The organism is Streptococcus vulneris (assembly GCF_019218685.1).
Taxonomy (GTDB): Bacteria; Bacillota; Bacilli; order Lactobacillales; family Streptococcaceae; genus Streptococcus; species Streptococcus vulneris.
Genome location: NZ_JAHUZC010000002.1, coordinates 170,725 through 190,546, shown reverse-complemented (window position 1 = coordinate 190,546; position 19,822 = coordinate 170,725). Strand labels below are relative to the sequence as shown.

Below are 19,822 nucleotides of genomic sequence, written 5' to 3'. Positions count from 1 at the left end.
TCATTTCTTTCTAATTTGTTACTTGATGGCCAGCTATTTTAATCGTTGAACCATTCATGTGTTTAACACGCGCAGCGATTTCCTTGTGACGGCCATTGACCATAGGTCTTGCTTGAGGATTGCCAAGATAGCCACAAGTCCGTTTAACAACGTCTACTGTTTTAGGGTCGCTATTGCCACAGTTTGGACAAGCAAATCCTCTTTCAGTTGGTTCAAAATCCCCTTCAAAGTCACACTTGTAGCAACGGTCTATTGGAGTATTGGTCCCAAGATAGCCCACACGGTCATAGGCATAATCCCAAACAGCTTCCAGAGCCTTAGGATTTTGCTGAAGGACTGGATACTCACAATAATGGATGAAACCACCTGACGCACCTGCTTCTGGATAGACTTTCTCAAAGTCTATTTTTTCAAATGGTGTTGGATTTTTACGAACATCGTAGTGGAAAGAGTTAGTGTAGTATTCCTTGTCTGTAATATCAGGAATAGAACCAAACTTCTCTGTATCTAGTCGGCAGAAACGGTCTGTCAAACTTTCAGATGGTGTTGAGTAGATAGAGAAATGGTAGCCATATTGGTCAGACCACTCTTCTACACGGCGTTTCATATCGCGAATGATATCCAGCGTAAATTCCTTAGCTTCTAGATTGTGTTCCCAGCTATTTCCAAAGAAAACTGTCGCTACTTCGTACAAACCGATGTAACCCAGCGAAACTGTCGCACGACGATTCTTAAAGAGCTGGTCAACATTTTCTTCTTTACCTAGACGATGGCCAAAAGCACCGTATTGATAAAGGATAGGAGCATTGGCTGGTGTCGCTTCCTTGGTCCGTTCGACACGATAAACCAGAGCATCTTCCGCAATGTTCATTCGCTCGTTGAAGATTTCCCAGAACTTATTCATATCACCTTCAGACTCAAGAGCAATACGAGGCAGGTTAACCGTCACAACGCCCAGATTCATGCGACCTGAATTGACCTCGACACCATTTTCATCCTTCCATCCTTGAAGAAAAGAACGACAGCCCATAGGAACCTTGAAAGAACCAGTCAACTCGATAATCTTATCATAGGACAAGACATCCGGATACATCCGTTTAGTTGCGCACTCAAGAGCCAACTGCTTAATGTCGTAGTTGGGAGTCCCTTCTTCCAAGTTAAGGCCTCTTTTAAGCGTAAAGATGAGCTTAGGGAAGATGGCTGTACGATGCTCCGAACCAAGCCCCTTGATTCGGATGGTCAAGATAGTTTTTTGAATTTCCCGTTCGAAACGACTAGTTCCTAAACCAAAACCGAGCGAAGTAAAAGGTGTTTGTCCATTTGAAGTGAAGAGGGTGTTAATTTCATACTCAAGAGATTGCATGGCATCGTAGATGTCTTTTTGGGTTTTCTTCCATGCATAATCTTCTCGTTTATCAGGTAAAACCCACTCTTCCGCATCCTTGAGGTGTTTTTGATAATTCTTCTCTGCATAAGGAGCCAAGACTTCATCGATACGGTCAGCTGAACAGCCTCCATACTGGCTAGAAGCAACGTTGGCAATGATTTGGGAAATCTGAGCTGTTGCAGTCTGGATAGACTTAGGACTTTCTACCTCTGCATTCCCAATCTTAAAACCATTTTCCAACATACCTTTAAAATCAATCAAACAGCAGTTGGTCATAGGTGTGTAGGGGCTATAATCCAAATCATGATAGTGGATATCCCCTTTTTGGTGGGCATTGGCTACGTGCTTAGGAAGCATTTGCAGTCCGATTGATTTTCCAACGATGCCCGCTGTCAAATCACGCTGGGTATTAAAGACATCGCTGTCTTTATTAGCATTTTCATTGACAACTGCCTGGTCTTTGTTGAGAAGTTTGTGGATACTAAAGTTGATATCCGTCGCTTTTGAGCGCTCAAAATCCCTCTGTGTCCGATAAGTAATATACTCCTCAGCTAGCGCATATTCTTTGGCTTCAAGGAGTTCATGTTCTACGATATTTTGGATTTCATAAATCTTAACCCCCTGTGGAAAACGACTATGAATTTCTGTGACAATACGCTCAGTCAGAGCATTGAGGCGTTTTTCGACCAAGGGTGTCACATCCATAACCTTATCAGCCGCCTTGTGGAGAGCCTTGTCAATCTTATCCACATCAAATACAACACGTCTCCCATCTCGTTTCTCGACGAAGAGAGTTGGCAAAATTGTAACTTTTTCTTCTAGTGCAATCATATGCATGCTCTTTTCTAAAATGTTCTTTCTAAAAAGTATTATACCACTCTAAAAAGAAAAATCAATATCTTGTGTTAAAAATCATAATTTTTTTAAAAATACACAAGATATTGATTTAGTTATTTAATTTTATAGACTTTAAACTCTGAGTAATCAGTCTTTACTTGTTGGTAATTTTCTTTTAAGAGTGTCTCCGCCTCAGACCAGAGAGCCACCTTGTCGTTTACCACAATCATCTTAGGTTGGTTTTCTTTCAAGTCATGAATCAAGGTAGTTTTGTTTTCTTCTGTACTCGTGTAAAGAAGAGGTGATGGGAACATGGATCCAGCCAAACGCTGGCTTTCTTTATACATCTGAACATGTGAATCCCAAATATAAATTTGGTCTCCCTCACTCGTCTCTTGTTTGACTCTGTCTACTACTTGATGTTGTTCTCTATAAGAAGCTGGATGCAAGACAAAACGAGCTACAAAAGGAATTGCAATCAGATAAACCACCACTAGGATCGGTAAGTAGAGATTTCCTTTCATGAATTTTTTCCATAAAGTAGGAACATCTTCTCTTCTCCGACGACGAGCTCCTCTAGCTGAATGTTTCCCACGAATACTGGTCATCAAAAGAAGGAGTAAAAATGGAAGGATTAGAATCAAACGCGAACCGTGAAGAGGTTCTTGAGAAAAAAGCAACAAGGCTAATACAAATAAGAAAGCAAAACTAGCTGGTACTGAAATAACATATAATCTTGATGCCTTTGATTGGAACAATCCTAGAAAAACAAGGAAGAGAGCTCCTAAACCAAAGGTCAACAAACCATAGAATACAACATTATCCATTAGTTGAGGATTGGTAAAGACCTGAAGGGAATCAATCGGATACAAAAGACTTCCTATAGCTTCTCCAAAACCACCTGAAGTAAGCACATAGTAGCCTACTGGGTAAAAGATGAGAGAAAAACCAAGTGCCGCTGCAAAAAACTGATAAACTCCATGGACAAAACGACCATGCCCAACATTAAAGACAAATAAACCAATCGTTACTACTACAGCAAAGAGAAGACTTGTAAGAGGCTCTATGAAAAATGATGGGCCCAAAAAGATCCCCAGACGTAGAAATCCCTTGTCATGATTAGGATTTGATAGATAAGCTGCTATAAATGAAAATCCTGCAAACAGGAATGGCAGAGCTAAGATAGTAGCATAACCTCCTCCAAAACCAAGACCAGACACCAAGATATAAAATATGGTTAGGAGTTGTTTGGCTTGTTCCCTTTGTCCCGTCAGATAGTCGGTTGAAGAAAAGAGGAAATAACCTCCTCCTAAGAGGGCTAGCCATTCTACCAAGGCAAAAAGGATGCCTCCTTGGGTAATATAAAGTAGTAAGTAATAAAGAAGACCTTGACTTGCATAATAGCTACTGTAAAGCTGTCCTCCCTGATGTAAAGCCCACCCTATATACAAATCCTGCGCCTGAGAGGGACCTACCATATCTAAAAGTAAAGGTATCACCACAGAAAAAACCGTTGCAATCGTACTTCCAATGATGAGTCTGAAAAACGGGAAAGCTACCTGTTCTTCTTTTTCTACATGAGATTCAAGCTTCCTATCCAGTCTATTTTCAATTTCATTACTCTGTATCGTTTCGGATACTTCTTCGATTCTGCCATATACAGCCATATCGTTTCTCCTATTCAATTTATCTGTCTTAGTATATCAAAAAGACCTAAAATTGTCAGCTTGCGATGGCTGTTTGAGCGATTTTTTGCATAGTTTCACAAAGGTTTCAATTTCCCGAAATCGGTGTAAATGCGTCTGTTTAAATGACATGATATAATCCAATTCTTTCTGAGTCAGCATCGTTCCTCCTATATCTTCTTATTCGTAAAAGGCAAGAAAAATAGGACTGGGTTGTATCCTAAGTCCTAGATTTCTTATAAGATAGGGGCGAATAACTGGGCAATTTCCTTAATCAATTTCTGATACCAGCTATTTTTTATCGTATGAGGGAAAATTTCTTGAGATACTGAAAAAATCTCCTGAAAGTCTTTTTGAATCTCTGTGATTGATGCCGTTTTATATAGCAAAACTGCATCTTCATAGTGATGAAGTAAACTTCTATAATCTAAATTAATCGTTCCAACTACAGCAAAGTCCTTATCCACTAAGATTTGTTTACTGTGGATGAAGCCTGGACTATACTCAAAAATCCTTACTCCTGCTGACAACAAATCCGGATAGGCCCCTCTTGTAATGAGTTGGATTAATTTTTTATCTGGAATGAAAGGAGTCACGATGCGAACATCAACACCCCTCATGGCCGCGTTTTTAATACTCTCAGTTAAATCATAGTCAATAATCAAATAGGGTGTTGTGATGTAGACTGAATCAGTAGCCTGATTAATCAAACTTTGATAGACTTTTTTCCCTACTTGGGTACGGAAGATGGGCTTGGGCCCACTACCGTAAGGAATGCAGAGCCCTTGGCCAGAACAAGGCTGATTTTCCAAGTGATACTGATCAAAATCGCTGATTTCCCCACGATTGATGTACCAAGTCATCAAAAAGAGACGGGTTAGAGCCTTGACACCAGGACCATCTATGCGAATCCCACTATCCTTCCAATAACCAAAGCGTTCTACATGGTTGATATACTCATCGGCTAAGTTAATGCCTCCTGTATAAGCTACCTGACCATCTATAACAAGGATTTTACGATGGTCCCGATTGTTGTAAGCTACCGTCAAACGAGGAATCACCTTGTTAAACTTATGGGCTTCAATTCCTCGACTACGAAGCTGAACAGTATAGTCTCCAGGTAAAGTCGCCATACAACCGATATCATCATAGAGCATCTTGACCTCTACACCCTGAGCTGCCTTTTGCTCTAGTATATCTAGTATGCTATTCCACATCAGACCTTCTTCGACAATATAGTACTCTAGAAAGATAAATTTCTCAGCTTTCTTGAGGTCTTCCAACATATATTGCCACATGCTTTCACCCGAAGAAAAGAATTGTGAATCTGTTCGATCATAGACATCGGCATTGCTATCCATACTTAGCAAAGATTTGATAACTCCGTAAGCCGCCTTATCATCTTCCTTCAATTTCTGGCGGAGAGCTTTACTGTTATCCTCCCGAAAATGCATGGAACCAAGTTTGTCCAACTGCTTGATTTCTTTTTTGGACAATCGCCTTTCACCAAACATCAGATAGAGCAAGGGCCCGATGACAGGAACAAAAGTTACCACTAACCACATTACTTTACTTTCAGGCGCCATTGAACGATTGACAATTGCGACAATAGTCGCCATACTCATAAAAATTAAGACAATTACCCATAGAATAGGGGCCATGCGCCCTAAATAGAGAAAGAGACCAAAAACAAGACACAGTTCAAGTAGCATAATCGAAAGACTAAAGCCATACTTGGACATCAATAATTGAAATTTTCTATATTTCATACATCCCCTTTCTTTTAACCTTCCCCCTAACCACCTAATTAATAGATGTTTCCACTAGTATACATCAGTTCATAGCTAGATGGCAACAATTTACTCTTGCTAAAGTTTCAACCATTATGATCTCATATGCGTATTACAGTTTGAGAGCCAACATATTGACCGTCATACCGGCTGCAGTTCCCATAAGATAGATGACATCTCCCTCCTTAACAAGCCCTTGTTCTAATGAATAAGCCAAGCCAAACGGTACAGATACTGACACCATATTTCCATAATCAGTGACAAGATTGAGATATTGTTCCTCCGCAACACCTAGTTTTTCCATAACTAAAGGAAGGGCACGACTTGCTTGATGGGGAATAATATAGTCCACATCTGACAATGCTAGCTGCATTTTTTCTTGAAACTCTTCAAACATGACTGGAATTTTACGAGCAGATAAGAGGAGAATTTTCTTACCTTTCATATCAAACATATAGTTGGTCTTAGTCGCTTCAGAGTACTCTTTTGGTTGAAAAGAAGTCAGACCTCCACGAATCTCCGTATCGTGTGCTCCTTCTGACCAAGTACGTTGGAGACTAGCAATGACCCCTTTTTCCTGATGGCTTTTTTGGAAAATAAAGGCTGCCGCCCCATCACTAAAGAGTTCAAAACTTTCTTTTTGCTTAGGATTGAGCCCTAAACTACCAACCTCACTAGACACAATTAAGACACGATTGTATTCGCCTGCCTCGATCAAGTGGGACATAGTCGATAGAGCAGAAATAAAGCTAGTACAGGTCGTATTGATATCCATAGCTGGGATTGAGAGTCCTTTTGCCACGCGCTCATGAATCAAGGCAGCCGTACAAGGAATAGGCTGAACACCAACTGCACTAGCTGATACAAGGCAATCGATATCTTTAATATCTAAGTTTGCATATTCGAGTGCTCTCTGAATTGCTACCTCTGCTAAATCTAACTGCGTTTCTTCATTTTCAACTACACGATAACGCGTCTGGTCTTTGAATTGGACGGTATGCTTTGGAAGGCAAACACCATATCCTGCAATTTCTACATGTCTTTTTACTTCTGTCATTGTCTTTTATCCTTTCATAAACGTTGGATTCGTTTGAGTTTATGGCTAGTATCCCAGTGATAATCTGAAAATTGAATTTCGGGAACTATAAACTGCTTTTGCTGGGCCAGGAGTTGAAACTGTACTAAAATAGCTGTCTCCATGCTCTCATCTCGTTGGTTTAGACAAACTTCCACTAACTTTTCAGAATATTGTTTGACTTGGTAATCTCCTATATTCTCCACAAAGAGGATGCAACGTCTGATAAAGTCTGGATAGATGGTCACCTGTCCCCCATCCAGTCCATCGAAATAGAAGATGTCGTCAGAGCGTCCTTCGACCTTGTCAATTCGTGTATAGCAGGAGCCACACGGACAAGTCTTCGGATTTTCAACCAAGATATCATTGAGCTGGTAGCGATAAACAGGCTGACTACTTCGTTTAAAGTCCGTAATCACTGGATAAAAACGGCGGTCATCCAGATACTGCTTTTCCACAAGTATAATGTCTTCGTTGAGATGCAGATTGCCAGCTGAGCAAGTGCAAGCTAGGAAACCTTCGGTTGCCTGATAAACTTGGTCAATAATGGATAGAGAAAAGGCTTCTGCGATGAGTTCCCTATCATTATCTTCCAAGATTTCTGCCACCGAAACGATTTTTTGTGGGTGGATAGCTAACTCTCCAGCCTTGAGACGCTTGCTCAATTCAATCAACATAGAGGCTGGTGCCACAACAATCGTCGGCTGGTAGGTATTCAGCCGCTCAATATGGACATCTGTAGGTTTAAAAATATCAAAATACTCCAAACGAATAAGTGCCGTATTGATGGTCTGATAGAGTTCATTATCAGCTCTCAGGAAAAAGGCGATTCGGTGTCCAAAAAGCTGGCCCTTGGGTAACATCTTAGCTAAGATAGCTGCTGCCCACATACTTCGCTCTTTCTCCGTTGTGATAAAAAGCCCCCGATGTCCAGATGTCCCTGAAGACAGTCCGACTGCCACATCGCCTTTGAGTTCAGTGAAATCACGAGTCTTTTCACTTTCAATAGCCAAGGCCAAGGCTTCATCCCGATCTACTCCTTGGGTGTTGAGCTCGTTGAAATGCTCCATCATAAAAGCCTTGTCCATATGGTCAAAGTCACTAGGAACCCCATTTTTAAAGTAGGGCGACTCTCGCTTTAAAAAGTTCATATAGTTAGCTAATTGCTTTTTCTGATAGTTCTCTACAGCTTCTCGAGATTTGAAGTTATGAAGCCAGCGAGTTTGGATAAAGGTTTTAAGAAAGGTTCCTTTTTTCATATATGATACGTTCTATCCTTTCTACAGGGTCATGGCTAACAACTACTTCAATACCATCTCTCAAGACTTCCTCCAAAAACTCTGTCCCCTTGATATAGTCTGCCTTATTGTCCTGAACCAAGGAAGGAATCAGGAGCATCTGCTTGGTGTAAGGCAAAAGGTCAATTCCCCAACAGAGATCTGCTGCGATGAGGAGATTAAAGTCTGGAAGGTACAGACAAGCTTGCCCCCTTGCATGCCCATCAACAGAAGCTACTAGGATACTTCCATCTCCAAAAAGGTCACTAGTCGGACGATAGGGAAAGGTTGAATCTTGCTGGTCAGCTCTGATAATGGTTAGATTTTTTTCAAAAGAAACTGGCAAAAATTCCTTGAAAATCAAGTCTTTCAGTGTCGGTTTCTTGTAAACATCATACACTTCCTGAGTCAAGATAAAAGTTGCATGAGGGAAGAAGCTAGCCCCTCCCAAATGATCTGGATGCAGGTGGGATAGGATGATATAATTAATTTCTTCCGGTTTAATTCCCTTAGCTTTCAGCAAATATGAAATCTGGTCCTTCTCCGTCATTTGAACAGGTGTTCCCAAACGATAGAAACCATAACGAATCTGAGTCTTAATATCGTAATGGTAGCCCGTATCATAGAGGAGATATCCCTTCTCCCTATGTTTGATAAGAAAAACCCCGGCTGGAAAGATCATCTTTTTATTCTTGATTCCCTTAAATAGCAAACCTGTATAACTCGTGCAATATCCTGCCGGGAAATAATCAATGCTTTCTATAATCTTTGACATACTGTTCAATTCCTTCCGAAATACTGATTTGAGGGCGATAGCCCAAGTCTCGCTCCGCCTTGCTGATGTCCAGCGTCTGGCTATACCTCAGCAAGTCATAGGTATAGCGTGTTAGAGCCGGCTCACCTTTAAGTTTCAAAATCTTATACAGAAACTCTAAACTACTTGCAATAACTGAAATAAGAGGAACCGGCACTTTTCTGTATGTTATCGGATATCCAAGCCCTCCCAAGGTTTCTTCTATCAGATCCTTAAAGGCTCTTGGTTCCCCGTTGGTAATATTATAGACTTCGCCACTAGCTTGAGGAGCCTCTAGAGCCAAGCGAATGGCCAGAGCGACATTTTCCACACAGGTCATATCCATCAGCTGACGGCCATCCCCTATCAAGGGAATACCAATCTTCTGACTGAGTTTAAGAACCCGAGGCAAAATACTGGTATCCCCAATTCCAAAAAGCCCACGAGGTCGTAAGATAATACTCGGAACATCGGGATAATCCTTAAACAGCTTCTCCGAAGCTAGTTTACTACGAATATAGTTGTTCAGATTATTTTCCTGAGGCGCATCGCTTTCTTTGATAGCTATCTGGTCTCGAGGCGCAGCATATATGCTAGGCGAGGACACATAAACCAAACGCTGAATACCAGCCTCTCGACAAGCATCCAGAACATACTTGGTCCCTAAGACATTTGTCTGGTAGAAATCTTCCCAAGGTCCCCAGACGGTAGAAAGAGCTCCCGCATGAACAACCATGTCCATACCCTGACAAGCCTGAGTCAGATCCTCTTGCTTGGTCAAATCTCCCTGGAAAAATGCCACAGAGGAGTTCTCTAAAGACTGACCAACCTTGCGATTACGTCCAAAAGCTCGTACCTGATAGCCATGCTGACTGAGCTCTTCAACAACATACTTACCTAAAAAGCCCGTAGCACCTGTTACCAATACTTTCTTCATGTTTTATTTCTCCTTGTCCCCCCAAGAGTCGATATATTTCATTCTTGAGGATTTCTGTTGGCTGATAGTCTTGAGCTACACGACTGAGTTTGTTCAAGTCTGACCAACCATCTCTAGCCAATAGCTCATCAAAAGCGCGTCCAATCGCTTCCGTGTCCTCTCGTTTAGTAGTCAGGGCAATCCCCGCCTCTAGCCCGCGAACCGCATAGTCATACTGATCATAGTCATGAGGGAGAATTAAGGCAGGCTTGCCATAGATAATACATTGGTAAAAAATACCCGCACCTCCGTGATGAATCACATAGTCCATCTGGGGAATGTATTCCTTATAGGGAAGATAGGATACCACAGAAACATTGTCCATGAGCTCCTCACATTGGAAGTCTTGTCCACCAAACCCCAGAGTCACAAAAAAGTGACAGTCAGGATGGGCTTTTGCCAATTGTTGGGTCTGGTAGAGGAGGTTATCTTTAGCCCACGCAAGCTGAGTTCCACAGGATACGAGGACTTTTTTATAACTTGCATAGGGAGACAAATCGAGAGGATAATTCTCTGCTCTCTCAATCGAAGAGCCAAAAGGCCCCACCCAAAGGTAGTGCTCTGGAAAACCACTTTTCAGCTCCAACTCTTTCATCCCAATTCCCAAGATGGAATAGGGCGAATAAATGGTTTCCTGATTTTTTTGATTGTAGAGCTTAAAATCGTAACGTTTCAAGCGTTCTCTCAATAAAAAGGTTACGATTCGTTTCCCTAAACGAGTCACTTTTCTTCCTAGCCATTGCTGGGCAGACTGGAAAGGGTTCTTTGGACTGCCCATTCCTCCAAAGAAACAAGGCGGTCCAGCTGTCGTTTCAATGGCAAACTGTGTCGCCATGGTTGTTATCCAAGGAATTCCCAACTGTTCCGCTACAAGTCCTCCAGAGAGAGTTATAAAATCCGCAATAACAATATCTGGTCGATTTTTCTCCCATTCTTGCACTAGTTGGTCAGACACTATATTGATCAAATCCAGACTAGCTGACAACTGTCGATAAGCAGAAATAAGATTTAGTTGTCCTTCATTGTTGGCTACACGCTCAAACGCATCTACAAAATTTTCTAAAATGGGAAGTACCTGGAATCCCATCTCCTCTGCGACAGCTTTTCGTTGCGGTCCTGTGAATAATCGAATATCATACAAAGAATCCTTCAACAAAGGTGCGAGTAAATTCAGGGCTGGGAAGAGATGTCCACTTAAAGGGAGTACTACCACGTCGATTTTGATTCTCTTCATAAATCTAGCATAACAAATTTTTTTAAAAAGAACTACTCAAAAAGAGTACCACTCCTAAAAGTGGAACTTATATTTAAGGAAAAGGAATGAATCTTGTATAAGACCCATTCCTTTATGTGTATAATCTATCTAACTTTTATCGAGTAATACATCAAATATCTTTCATCTTATCGGAATTTTTGATAAATAAGCTTTACTTAGATAAAACAATGCGATCAGACGCTTCTCTATCCATATCGTCAATAATCATCTGATTTCCATTAATTGCATAAATCTTGACATCATCCCCAATAATCATGCGTTGATTAGCGGCATCGAAGCTAACCTGCTTGATTTCTTGATCTCCGTCAGTTTCTACCTGTGTCCATGTACCAGTTGTTCCAGTTACCACTAAAGTGATACGGTCTCCTTCGTCCTGACCAGTATAAGTTCCATCAATATTGGTTGGTTGAGCCTCAGGCGTATTTTGTGAAGAACTTGTCGCTGCCTGGTTTGAATTTTCTGCCGAAGATGAAGCAGCAGGTTGTGATTGCTGAGTTTGTTGTGTTTGCGATTGAGCTACTGGTTGTTGAACTTGTTGAGCTCTTTGTGAACAAGCTACTAAGAGACTAAGACTTGCTAGAGAAGCAAGAGAAAGTGTGAATCTTTTTAATTTCATGATGAATTTCCTTTCTGCTACCAATTTACAGAAGTTTTTCCTTCTAACTAGTAGTTTTCCTAGTATAACAAGTTCAAAAAAGGAGGTCAATTTATCTGCTCATGGGCCAGCAAGTAGCCCCGTACTTCTGAGATAAAATAGAGAGACCCTGTAATGAATAACAAGTCTTGAGTGTCTGCTCTTTCTTCGAAACTGCTGATAAATTCGCGATAAGAAGGAATTACATCGTAACCTGTTACATCTGTTTCATCCAAAGAACCTTGATAGTCAAAGCCGGTCACCTTGAGTTCCACCTGAGGCAATTTTTCAGTCAGATAAGCCAACATCCCTTGATAATCCTTCCTTTTCAAGGCTCCAAATAGGATTTGAGGACGATATCCTTCCTGCTCTTTTTCTTTAGTAAATTCAACCAAGCGAGTCAAAGCAGGGAGGTTATGGGCACCGTCCAAGTATATCTGAGGACGAATACGTTCCAAACGTCCAGCCCAATGGGTCTGTTCCAAGGCCTGTCTTATAGCCTGCTCATCAACATCTTCCTTTTCTTCCCTCATAAAGAGAAGAAAAGTTTGTAGCGCCAAGGCCGCATTTTCCTGCTGATAAGCTCCTTCCAAGCCTATTTTCAACTGTGAAAGATTAGCCAAAGAGCTTGAAAAATCACCATTCAGCATTGAAAAATCTTGGTCTGCCTGATAAAGGTCAACAGCTAAAGATTCGGCTTTTTTCTGACATACAAGCCTAGCTTCTGAAGGCAATTTCGCAATCACTGCCTTCTTACCAGCCTTGAAAATACCAGCTTTTTGCTCTGCGATTGCTTCTAGACTATCGCCCAAAGTATCCTGATGGTCAAGCCCAATGGAGGTGATGACAGCAATCTCTCCAGTTACCACATTGGTCGTGTCAAGTAAGCCACCAATTCCCACTTCTAGTAAAACCAAATCCACCTCTTGCTCTCTAAAATAGAGGAAAGCAATCAAGGTCAGCAATTCAAAAAAGGACAACTGGTCATGAGTTTGCAAAAGCGTCTTTTCCATCTCCTTGACCTGCTCAGCTAAACGGATAAAGTCTGCGTCTGCTATAGGTTGTTCATTAATGCAAATTCGGTCATTGATAGAGACGATATGAGGGGAGGTAAAGGTCGCAACTTTTTTGCCATGCCCCATAAATAATTCCCTCATGAAAGCAATGGTAGAACCTTTTCCATTAGTTCCTGTTACGTGGATAATAGGATAAGACTTCTCGGGATTCCCCAACAAATCCACCGCTTGCTGCATTCGGCTCAAGCCTGATCGAAAATTCAAACCAATCCGACTATGAAGCCATTCTTCTACTTCAAACATACACATCTCCTTGACAAAAGTTCAATCAATTACCTAGCAAAATTCCATAGATAACAAAAAATGAGGTCAGGATTTTCGTCCCGACCTCTTACCTGGTTAGCTAATAACTAGCTCCTATGAATGTTAATCTGGGGTAAAACGTCCACTGAATGTGCCTGCGTTTCTAATTTCTAGCGCAGGGCTAAAAACGTCCCCCGGACTTACTGACGGTTTTTATTTTTAGCGTCAGGCTAAAAACGTCCCCCGGACGTTTTTACTCCTCCATAAAACTATTGAAGACTTCTTCAATCATGTTCCATTCGTCTTCTGAGTCTTCTGGGATTGGTTGCAATTCGCCTTCTGTTCCATCTTCGTTTTCGATGAATGAGTAAGCTTGGATTTCAACTTGTCCGTCTTCGTCTTCTTCTGCATTAACTGGTACTAGAAGAACATAGTTTTTACCAAATTCTTCTTTTCCGTCAATGGTCAAAAGGATTTCAAACAAGGTTTCATTTCCTTGCTCATCTACTAGTGTGATTAGTTCACGTTCTTCGTGGTCGTGGTTATGATCGTGTGACATAGCCTCTCCTTTGTATTAAAATTTTCTATCTAAATAATTTTGTAAAATCAGCTGAGCTGCTAATTTATCAATGACTTTCTTGCGCTTGTTACGGCTAATATCTGCTTGTTCAATCAACATACGCTCTGCGGCAACTGTTGTCAAGCGTTCATCTTGATAGTCTACTGGTAAACCAAAAAGCTCTTCCAGCTTTGCTCCGTAGGCTTGACTAGCTTCCACGCGCGGTCCGCTTGTATTGTTCATGTTTTTAGGCAAGCCCACTACAAATCGTTCCACCTTGTAAGTATCAACCAACTCCTTAACGCGGTCAAAACCAAATTGACCTTGCTCCTCATTGATTTGGATGATTTCAAGTCCTTGAGCTGTAAAACCAAGCGGATCGCTAATCGCCACCCCTACCGTTTTTGAACCGACGTCCAATCCCATAATTCTCATAGGTTATAGATCGACTCCTTGTCCTTTAAGGTAGTAGCGGACTAATTCCTCAACGATTTCATCACGCTCATACTTACGGATTTGATTTCGTGCATTATTATAACGAGGAACGTAGGCAGGGTCTCCACTCAATACGTAACCTACGATTTGGTTGATTGGGTTGTAGCCCTTATCGTTCAACGAAGCATAAACATCAGTCAGAGTTTCGCTAATTTCTTTTTTATTGGAATCGTCCAATTTAAAACGTACTGTTTCTTCAGTAAATCCCATTCTAACACCCTCTTTCCTTAGAATAGTACCATTATAGCATAATTCCTTACGTTCTACAATTCAGGCAGTCTATTTATTTGGATTTTCTACTGTTCTGTCGCACCATTTGCCAATCTGTCTGCTACATATTGACTCGGTTCATTTTTCAAAAGATTTTCCAAGCCAATATTCTTTAAATATTCAACCTGTGAAGCTTTTTTGATATCTAAAACCTGAAAATCATAAGTAGTTGTTGTTTGAATTTCTGTTTCACTTAGTAGCTTCGTCTCAAGTGTAAAACCTGGCAACTTGCGCGCTTCCTGAATTGAGGCATCTTTACCTTCAGCTTCAATGAGTGCTTTTTGGGTAGCCTCTACACCATGCTCAGTTACAAAAGTCTTCAATTCATCGGTAACTGGTCTTTTTTGAATAATAGTCAAACTTAAAAATTGTTTTCCTTTATATGTGACTGTTTGAATCTGCTGACTGCCGTCTGTTGACTTCGGTAGCATAAATGTTTTTGTAACTACTGTATTCTTCTCAGCATTCTCTAGGACAGGTAAAGTTGACTGTAACGTTTCAGATTTACTGCTAGAGGACGCAGTTGTCGCTTTTTTTTGCCCACATCCAGCAAGCAAGAAAAGTAGTGCAAAACTTGTAATCAGTATTTTTTTCATAATTCCTCACATCATTTTTGAATTAAAAGAGCAAACAAGGCTAGGAAGCACTCCCAGCCTTGATGTTTATAGAGCTGCACGCAAACGTGCTTCTGCATTTTCTACATTACGGACAGAGCGTGGTAGGAAGGCACGAATATCGTCTTCCTTATAGCCAACTTGCAGGCGTTTTTCATCTACAAGGATTGGGCTCTTTAAAATTCTTGGTGTTTCCATAATCAGATTGAGAACTTCATTGACACTCAAATCTTCAATATCCACTCCAAGGGCTTTGGCATAGCGATTTTTAGATGAAACGATGCTGGCTATTCCGTTATCTGTTTTGGTTAGAATATCCAGTAATTCTTCTCTCGTAATTCCTTCTTTACCAAGGTTTTGTTCTTTATAACTTAACTGGTGGGCATTGAGCCAGGTTTTTGCTTTTTTACAGCTAGTACAACTTGAGACTGTATAAATTTTAATCATGTACCTACCCCTTTCGCTACATGTTACTATCAGTTTAGTCTATTATACCATAAAAAACATCCGACTTGCGACCTATTTTTAAATTTTTTTGACTTTTTTCGTCATTTTCGTACTTTTTTCTTGACAAATAACTAAATGACTATCAACTCTTTTGGAGCAAGGGTCAACAATTCACAACCTGTCTCTGTAATCAGGATATCATCCTCGATACGAACGCCATATTTGCCTTCGATATAGATACCTGGTTCATCGGTCAAGGCCATACCCGCCTTAATAGTTTCTGTAGAAGTCTGGCTAAAGTATGGTTCCTCATGGATATCCAGTCCAATACCGTGTCCAATACCGTGAGTAAAGTAGTCGCCATAGCCTGCCTCGATGATAATATCACGAGGAATTTTGTCAAAGTCTCGGAAACCTAATCCTGCCTTAGCCTGGTCAATCAAGGCTTGGTTGGCTTTCAAAACCGTATTGTAAATCTCCGCCTGCTCATCGCTGACATGCCCCAGATAGATAGTACGTGTCATATCGCTGACATAGTGCTCGTAAAGACATCCGAAGTCCATGGTAATGGCTTCTCCCAGCTCCACTGGTTTGTGCATTGGATGGGCATGGGGCTTAGAAGAGTTGATACCACTTGCTAAAATAGTGTCAAAAGACAAACCAGATGCTCCCAACTCACGCATGCGGAAGTCAAGGAAGTTGGCAATTTCAATTTCAGTTTTTCCTGGTTTGATAAAGTCAAGCGCATCACGGAAAGCTTGGTCTGAAATAGAACAAGCCTTGCGAATCGCTGCAATCTCTGCCTCATCCTTAATCATTCGAAGACCTTCAACAAACTGTGTCTGTGGAACTAGTTCCAAACCTTCAAATGCCATTTGCATACGGTGATAATAAGAGACCGAAATCTCATCTTCAAAACCGATACGGGACAAGCCCATGTCCTTGACAATTCCTGCAATGACAGCCAATTCATCACGGTCAGCTACAATCTCAAAGCCACTGGTTTCTTGCTTAGCTGCAATGATATAGCGAGAATCTGTCACCAAGACCTGACGGTCACGGCTGATAAAGACTGTTCCATTTGAACCCCAAAAACCAGTCAAGTAGTAGACGTTTTTAAGGTTGTTGATAATGATGCCATCTAGTTCTTTTTCTTGCATTTTAGCGAGAAATGCTTGTACACGTTTATTCATGATGTAACTTTCCTTTCAAATAATGTCCTGTGTAGCTGGCTTCGTTGCCCGCTACTTCTTCTGGAGTTCCTGTTGCGATGATGGTTCCACCACCGACACCGCCCTCAGGTCCCAAATCAATAATATGGTCTGCTGTCTTTATAACATCCAGATTGTGCTCAATGACAAGAACTGTATTGCCATCGTCAACAAAGCGAGCTAAAACCTTGAGCAAGCGAGCGATATCCTCGGTATGAAGACCTGTCGTCGGCTCATCCAGAATGTAGAAAGATTTTCCTGTCGATCGTTTGTGAAGTTCACTAGCCAGCTTCATACGCTGGGCTTCTCCCCCAGAAAGGGTGGTAGCAGGTTGCCCCAATGTCACATAACCAAGTCCCACATCCTTGATAGTCTGAAGTTTACGTTGAATTTTCGGAATATGTTGGAAGAATTCCACCGCATCGTTGACCGTCATGTCCAAGACCTGTGAAATATTTTTTTCCTTGTAGTGAACTTCTAGGGTTTCACTGTTGTAGCGGGTTCCGTGGCAGACCTCACAAGCCACATAAACATCTGGCAAGAAGTGCATCTCAATCTTGATGATCCCGTCACCTGAGCAGGCTTCACAGCGACCTCCCTTAACATTGAAACTGAAACGTCCCTTTTTGTAACCACGAATCTTAGCCTCATTTGTCTGGGCAAAAAGGTCACGTATATCGTCAAAAACTCCTGTATAGGTAGCTGGGTTGGACCTCGGCGTTCGTCCGATGGGGCTCTGATCAATATCAATCAAGCGGTCTACATGCTCAATCCCTGTAATCGTTTTAAACTTACCAGGTTTGTCTGAATTGCGGTTGAGCTTCTGGGCAATAGCTTTTTTGAGAATGCTATTGATTAGGGTCGATTTCCCTGAGCCCGACACCCCTGTCACTGCGATGAATTTTCCTAGTGGGAAGCGAGCTGTGACATTTTGCAGGTTGTTCTCACGCGCTCCCGTCACCTCGATAAAACGACCATTACCAACACGGCGTTCTTCTGGTACTGGAATGGCACGTTTGCCTGACAAGTACTGGCCTGTGATAGACTTACTGTTACGAGCTACCTGTTTGGGCGTACCTGCCGCAACAATCTCCCCACCAAAAACACCCGCACCAGGACCAACGTCAATCAGATAATCAGCCTCACGCATGGTATCTTCGTCATGTTCCACCACGATAAGAGTATTGCCCAAGTCACGCATCTTTTTGAGACTGGCAATCAGACGGTCATTATCCCTCTGGTGAAGACCGATTGACGGCTCGTCTAGAATATAAAGAACACCTGATAGGTTAGAACCAATCTGGGTCGCCAAGCGAATACGCTGACTTTCCCCACCTGAAAGAGTTCCTGCCGAACGTGACAGGGTCAGATAGTTAAGACCCACGTTATTAAGGAAAGTCAAACGGTCCTTGATTTCCTTGAGAATGGGCCGAGCAATGATGGCTTCATTTTCAGAAAGAGTCAACTGACTGACTAATTCCAAGTGATCTGCGATAGACAGGTCTGAAATTTCTCCGATATGTAGCCCGTTCTCGCCACCCACACGGACAGACAAGGCCTGGTCATTGAGACGATAGCCGTGACAGGTTCCGCAAGTCAGCTCATTCATGTAGAGGCGCATTTGGGTGCGCGTGTAGTCACTATTGGTTTCATGGTAGCGACGCTTGATATTATTGACAACTCCCTCAAAAGGAATGTCGATATCGCGCACACCACCAAATTCATTCTCATAGTGGAAATGGAATTCCTTACCATCTGAGCCGTAGAGAATCAAGTTCTTATCTTCTTCTGACAAGTCCTCAAAAGGCTTATCCATATCCACTCCAAAGGCTGTCATAGCCTGCTCTAGCATGTTTGGATAGTAGTTGGATGAGATAGGATTCCACGGAGCCAAGGCTCCCTCACGTAAGGTTTTGCTGGCATCTGGTACTACCAAATCAGTATCCACCTCCAGCTTGATGCCCAAACCGTCACACTCACTACAAGAGCCAAAAGGAGCATTGAAAGAGAAGAGACGAGGCTCTAACTCTGGAACAGTAAAGCCACAAACTGGACAGGCATAATGCTCAGAAAACAACAACTCAGAGTCGTCCATAGTGTCGATAATGACATAACCTTCTGCAATACGAAGGGCAGCCTCAATGGAATCAAAGAGACGACTACGAATGCCCTCCTTGATGACAATACGGTCAGCCACGACATCGATATTGTGTTGCTTACTCTTAGACAACTCTGGCACTTCGGTTACATCATAGACTTCACCATCCACACGGACACGAACATACCCATCTTTCTGAACCTTCTCAATAACACTCTTATGTTGGCCTTTTTTCTTGCGGATGACAGGGGCCAAGATCTGCAAGCGCTGGCGTTCAGGCAATTCTAAAACCTTATCCACGATTTGCTCCACAGAAGAAGCCTTGATAGCTCCATGCCCGTTAATACAGTAAGGCGTCCCCACACGTGCGTAGAGGAGACGCAGATAGTCATTGATTTCAGTCGTTGTTCCCACCGTCGAGCGAGGATTTTTACTAGTCGTTTTCTGGTCGATGGAAATAGCTGGGCTGAGACCATCAATAGCATCTACATCAGGCTTCTCCATATTCCCCAAGAATTGACGAGCGTAGGCTGACAAACTCTCCACATAGCGACGTTGTCCCTCCGCATAGAGGGTATCAAAGGCCAGACTGGATTTCCCTGAACCTGACAAACCAGTCACGACAACCAGCTTGTCTCGTGGAATCTCCACATCAATATTTTTTAAATTATGGGCACGCGCCCCATGAATGACAATTTTATCTTGCATTTTTGTTCTTTCTAGTCCATTATTGCTTACCATTATACCAAAAAAAGTGAGATTCTATTACCCAAAAGGCTGATTTTGTAGTATAATAAAAAACTTCTTATTTTAGGTTTCCTTAGGGCTTCCTAACCCTTATATCACGCGCTTTTTTAACAAAAATCACTAATATTACTTTTTACTACTTGCTCCCCCAAAGTACGCAAAAAGGGGAGCAAAAAAGCCCCACAAAAGGGCTAAGATTTAACGAGTTCAGCAGGCAAGAAACTAGCACGGTCAAACGTGCTTTTTTTATTGCTGGTTGCTGATAGGTATATTATACCATGAAGCGCGTGGTTTATAAGATTATGACCTCACAAAAGCCCCCAGATTCGTTT

At 41.8% G+C, this 19,822-nt stretch carries 17 protein-coding genes; all 17 read right to left on the bottom strand.

What is annotated here, in order from left to right; genetic code table 11:
• Nucleotides 1–10: 10 nt before the first annotated feature.
• The 17 genes from nrdD to uvrA all read right to left on the bottom strand — a co-directional run bounded on the left by nrdD (nucleotide 11) and on the right by uvrA (nucleotide 19,451).
• Nucleotides 11–2,218: an anaerobic ribonucleoside-triphosphate reductase gene (nrdD, locus tag KUA57_RS02945; RefSeq protein ID WP_218493602.1), complete on the bottom strand. Its 2,208-nt coding sequence runs from the start codon at nucleotides 2,216–2,218 to the stop codon at nucleotides 11–13.
• Nucleotides 2,219–2,337: 119 nt separating this feature from the next.
• On the bottom strand, nucleotides 2,338–3,891 hold the full coding sequence (locus KUA57_RS02940; protein ID WP_049487404.1) for a hypothetical protein: 1,554 nt from the start codon (nucleotides 3,889–3,891) through the stop codon (nucleotides 2,338–2,340).
• Between the two features lie 254 nt (nucleotides 3,892–4,145).
• Entirely contained in the window at nucleotides 4,146–5,678 is a 1,533-nt protein-coding gene (cls, locus tag KUA57_RS02935; RefSeq protein WP_218493601.1) for a cardiolipin synthase, read from the bottom strand.
• Nucleotides 5,679–5,811: 133 nt separating this feature from the next.
• Nucleotides 5,812–6,756: a 3-oxoacyl-[acyl-carrier-protein] synthase III C-terminal domain-containing protein gene (locus KUA57_RS02930; protein WP_218493600.1), complete on the bottom strand. Its 945-nt coding sequence runs from the start codon at nucleotides 6,754–6,756 to the stop codon at nucleotides 5,812–5,814.
• Nucleotides 6,757–6,770: 14 nt separating this feature from the next.
• Nucleotides 6,771–8,033, bottom strand: a complete 1,263-nt coding sequence (locus KUA57_RS02925; RefSeq protein WP_049487401.1) for a F390 synthetase-related protein — start codon at nucleotides 8,031–8,033, stop codon at nucleotides 6,771–6,773.
• Nucleotides 8,011–8,826, bottom strand: a complete 816-nt coding sequence (locus KUA57_RS02920; RefSeq protein ID WP_049487400.1) for an MBL fold metallo-hydrolase — start codon at nucleotides 8,824–8,826, stop codon at nucleotides 8,011–8,013. Before KUA57_RS02920 ends, KUA57_RS02925 begins: the two co-directional genes overlap by 23 nt.
• A complete protein-coding gene (locus KUA57_RS02915; RefSeq protein ID WP_049487399.1) occupies nucleotides 8,801–9,781 on the bottom strand; it encodes an NAD-dependent epimerase/dehydratase family protein in 981 nt (326 codons plus the stop codon). Before KUA57_RS02915 ends, KUA57_RS02920 begins: the two co-directional genes overlap by 26 nt.
• The gene (locus tag KUA57_RS02910; protein WP_049487398.1) at nucleotides 9,738–11,054 is read right to left on the bottom strand and encodes a glycosyltransferase; all 1,317 of its coding nucleotides are present in this window, start codon (nucleotides 11,052–11,054) and stop codon (nucleotides 9,738–9,740) included. Before KUA57_RS02910 ends, KUA57_RS02915 begins: the two co-directional genes overlap by 44 nt.
• Nucleotides 11,055–11,247: 193 nt before the next feature.
• Nucleotides 11,248–11,712, bottom strand: a complete 465-nt coding sequence (locus tag KUA57_RS02905; RefSeq protein ID WP_247932112.1) for an SP_0198 family lipoprotein — start codon at nucleotides 11,710–11,712, stop codon at nucleotides 11,248–11,250.
• An 86-nt stretch (nucleotides 11,713–11,798) separates the two neighbouring features.
• The gene (locus tag KUA57_RS02900) at nucleotides 11,799–13,049 is read right to left on the bottom strand and encodes a folylpolyglutamate synthase/dihydrofolate synthase family protein (RefSeq protein WP_218493598.1); all 1,251 of its coding nucleotides are present in this window, start codon (nucleotides 13,047–13,049) and stop codon (nucleotides 11,799–11,801) included.
• Nucleotides 13,050–13,302: 253 nt separating this feature from the next.
• The gene (locus KUA57_RS02895) at nucleotides 13,303–13,608 is read right to left on the bottom strand and encodes a DUF1292 domain-containing protein (protein WP_000017620.1); all 306 of its coding nucleotides are present in this window, start codon (nucleotides 13,606–13,608) and stop codon (nucleotides 13,303–13,305) included.
• A 15-nt stretch (nucleotides 13,609–13,623) separates the two neighbouring features.
• Complete coding sequence (ruvX, locus tag KUA57_RS02890) at nucleotides 13,624–14,043, bottom strand: Holliday junction resolvase RuvX (protein ID WP_004239076.1); 420 nt, start codon at nucleotides 14,041–14,043, stop codon at nucleotides 13,624–13,626.
• Nucleotides 14,044–14,046: 3 nt separating this feature from the next.
• Nucleotides 14,047–14,313 (bottom strand): IreB family regulatory phosphoprotein, encoded by a 267-nt coding sequence (locus KUA57_RS02885; protein WP_000507059.1) that lies wholly within the window; start codon nucleotides 14,311–14,313, stop codon nucleotides 14,047–14,049.
• An 86-nt stretch (nucleotides 14,314–14,399) separates the two neighbouring features.
• Complete coding sequence (locus KUA57_RS02880; RefSeq protein WP_049487395.1) at nucleotides 14,400–14,969, bottom strand: SP0191 family lipoprotein; 570 nt, start codon at nucleotides 14,967–14,969, stop codon at nucleotides 14,400–14,402.
• Nucleotides 14,970–15,035: 66 nt separating this feature from the next.
• The gene (gene spx, locus KUA57_RS02875) at nucleotides 15,036–15,434 is read right to left on the bottom strand and encodes a transcriptional regulator Spx (protein WP_000591165.1); all 399 of its coding nucleotides are present in this window, start codon (nucleotides 15,432–15,434) and stop codon (nucleotides 15,036–15,038) included.
• A 131-nt stretch (nucleotides 15,435–15,565) separates the two neighbouring features.
• A complete protein-coding gene (locus tag KUA57_RS02870; RefSeq protein ID WP_033685586.1) occupies nucleotides 15,566–16,627 on the bottom strand; it encodes a M24 family metallopeptidase in 1,062 nt (353 codons plus the stop codon).
• Nucleotides 16,620–19,451 (bottom strand): excinuclease ABC subunit UvrA, encoded by a 2,832-nt coding sequence (uvrA, locus tag KUA57_RS02865; RefSeq protein ID WP_218493597.1) that lies wholly within the window; start codon nucleotides 19,449–19,451, stop codon nucleotides 16,620–16,622. Before uvrA ends, KUA57_RS02870 begins: the two co-directional genes overlap by 8 nt.
• Nucleotides 19,452–19,822: the final 371 nt, after the last annotated feature.